Source organism: Frankia sp. CcWB3 (assembly GCF_977927595.1).
In genome coordinates this window covers 1,239-3,814 of sequence record NZ_CDWRCK010000344.1, presented here as the reverse complement: position 1 = coordinate 3,814, position 2,576 = coordinate 1,239, and the positions used below count along the sequence as shown (strand labels likewise).

The following is a 2,576-nucleotide window of genomic DNA, read 5'->3' as shown; positions in this document are numbered from 1 at the left end:
CAGGCCCTAGACCCAATCACCCGTCTCAAGCCAGTCGGCCCGGTACGCGCGGTTTACACCGTCATGAACTTGGAACTTGACTTCGGAACCGTCGTCAAGGACTACCACGACCCCTCGCGCGGCTGACGCGCAGCGCAATGCAGTCGGCCAGCCCGCCGTGTCCTGTCCCTGGCCATGCGACAGCCTCGCCGCCGCGGACATCCAGTTGACCCCGACCGAGGTCGCCATGATCGAGTTTATCGGCGCGGAGGGCGCCAGCGTCGAGGGCCCACCGCAGAGGGCGTCGAGTAACCGAAACAGCCCGATGCCCTGTGCCCTGATGATGTGGACGTCGCGGACGTGATCGCCCGTGCGATGGGTGGCCCTCGTCAGCGTGGTCCTCGCCGACCCGGAACGAACACAGGCCGTGCAAACCCTGACCGCGGACGTGCTGGCCGAATACCGCTTCCGAAGCCCACACCGCACTCAGTCCATGACCCGTTCCTTCCCGACGGAGGACGACCATGACGACCCAGATCATCGCAGTCCGGCGCACGGGCATTCCGCTCGCGGGCGACCAGTTTGTGGGCTGCCTCGCCGCACCCGGTCAAACGCCGCCGACCGACGTGCCGGACACGCCACGGCTCGTCGCGCGCGGCATCACCAAATCGTTCGGGCATGTGCGGGCGCTTGGCGGTGCCGATCTGCAGATCGCGTCCGGCGAAGTCATCGGCCTGGTCGGCGACAACGGCGCCGGGAAGAGCACTCTCGTCAAGGCCCTCACCGGGGCCCTTCGCCCTGACAACGGCACCGTCGACATCGACGGGCGGCCCGCGCACCTCATGTCACCGACCGTGGCACGCACCCACGGTATCGAGGTCGTCCATCAGGACCTTGCCCTGGCACCCGACCTCGACCCGGTCGCAAACCTTTTCCTCGGCAGGGAACGATTCGCGCCCGGCCGAAGGCTGCTCGGCACGCTCGACCAGCGCGGCATGCGGCAGGCAGCGACCGAAGTTTTCGACCGGGCTGATCTGCGCCTGCTCTCGCTGGATGTCGCGGTCCGCAACCTCTCCGGCGGGCAACGGCAACTCATCTCGGTCGTCCGGGCCCTGGCGTTCTCCCGCAGCATCATCTTCATGGACGAGCCGACCGCCGCGCTCGGCGTCCGCCAGACCGAGCAGGTCGCCAAGCTGGTCAAGCAGGCAGCCGCCAGCGGCGTCGCGGTCGTCCTCATCAGCCACAACATCCCCGAGCTATTGGAAGTGGTCGACCGGATCGTCGTGATGCGACTGGGTAGCAGCGTCGCATCGATCCCGATCGGTGAGGCAACCATGGAACGGCTCGTGGGCGCGATGACGGGACTCGGCTAATGGCAATCGACCACACGACGGCAACCGACCACACGACGGCAACTGACATGGACTCCTCGCGCACCGCGGGAACGGCTCATCCCTATCGCCTGCGGAGCATCGCCAGCAATCCCGAGGTGGGCGTGCTCGCCGGGCTCGTCGCGCTGATCGTGATGTTCTGCGTGTGGCAGCCCGGTGGCTTCGCCACCGTCGGCAACCTCAAGAACCTCGTCTCGGACAGCAGTATCCTGATCGTCCTGGCTATGGCGACGACGTTTGTCATCGTCAGTGGCCAGATCGACCTCTCCATCGGCGGCATCATCGCCTTCACCGAGGTCATCACGGCCACGACGTTCCAGGCGATGGGCGGAACAGCTGGCGGCGCGGACGCCATCCTGCTCGGGTTCGTCGTCGCACTGGTGTCCGGCCTGGGCTGGGGGCTGCTGAATGGGTTGCTGGTGACGAAGCTCAAGCTCGCAGCGTTCGTGGCAACTCTCGCAACGCTCGGAATCGCGCAGGGCGCCGCCTACGTGATCAGCCGGGGAACCGACCTTGCGACGGTGCCCGCCGCGCTTACAAAAAGCGTTGGTATCGGTCGTGTCTTCGGAATCCCCACGATCGTGATCATAGCCGCTGTCGTGGTCGTCGCGGCCACCCGTTGCCTCCGCAGGACGCGCTTCGGCCGCTACACCTTCGCAATCGGATCCGATCGAATCGCAGCGCAGCGCGCCGGAGTGCAGGTCGATCTGCACACCATGAGGGTGTACGCACTGGCCGGCCTCGGGTACGGATTCGTCGCGTTCCTCAACCTCGCCCGCTTCTCCACCACAACCATCGGCGGCCACAGCACGGATGCCCTAAACGCCATCACCGCGGTCGCGCTCGGCGGAGCCAGTCTTTATGGCGGAGTCGGAAGCACCATCGGCGCACTGATCGGTGTCTTCATCCCCGCCGTACTGCAGAACGGTTTCGTCGTCGCTGGGGTCGACCCCTTCTACGCGCAGATCAGCGTCGGCGTCGCCCTCATCCTCGCCCTCTGGGGCGACCAGGTGCGCCGTTCCTACTCCAAGACCACCTGACTCCGGGTCTCCCTTCACGGCATATCTCGAAGCCGAAGCCAGAGATCGCTCGACTCTCAGTTCCTCGGTAACGCCGTGATACTTCCCCACTCACGCACCAATCAGCACCCGAAGGAATCATAGGAGTCGAAATGAAATAACTTGCGCGTTTTGAACCCTCCACAGG

2 protein-coding genes are annotated in these 2,576 nt (G+C 65.6%); both read left to right on the top strand.

From position 1 onward, the window contains the following. The first annotated feature begins 503 nt into the window (after window positions 1–503). Window positions 504–1,352 (top strand): ATP-binding cassette domain-containing protein, encoded by an 849-nt coding sequence (locus ACY5KJ_RS18795; RefSeq protein ID WP_462189207.1) that lies wholly within the window; start codon window positions 504–506, stop codon window positions 1,350–1,352. 116 nt (window positions 1,353–1,468) lie between these two features. Further along, on the top strand, window positions 1,469–2,410 hold the full coding sequence (locus ACY5KJ_RS18790; protein ID WP_462189208.1) for an ABC transporter permease: 942 nt from the start codon (window positions 1,469–1,471) through the stop codon (window positions 2,408–2,410). The last annotated feature ends 166 nt before the right edge of the window (window positions 2,411–2,576 follow it).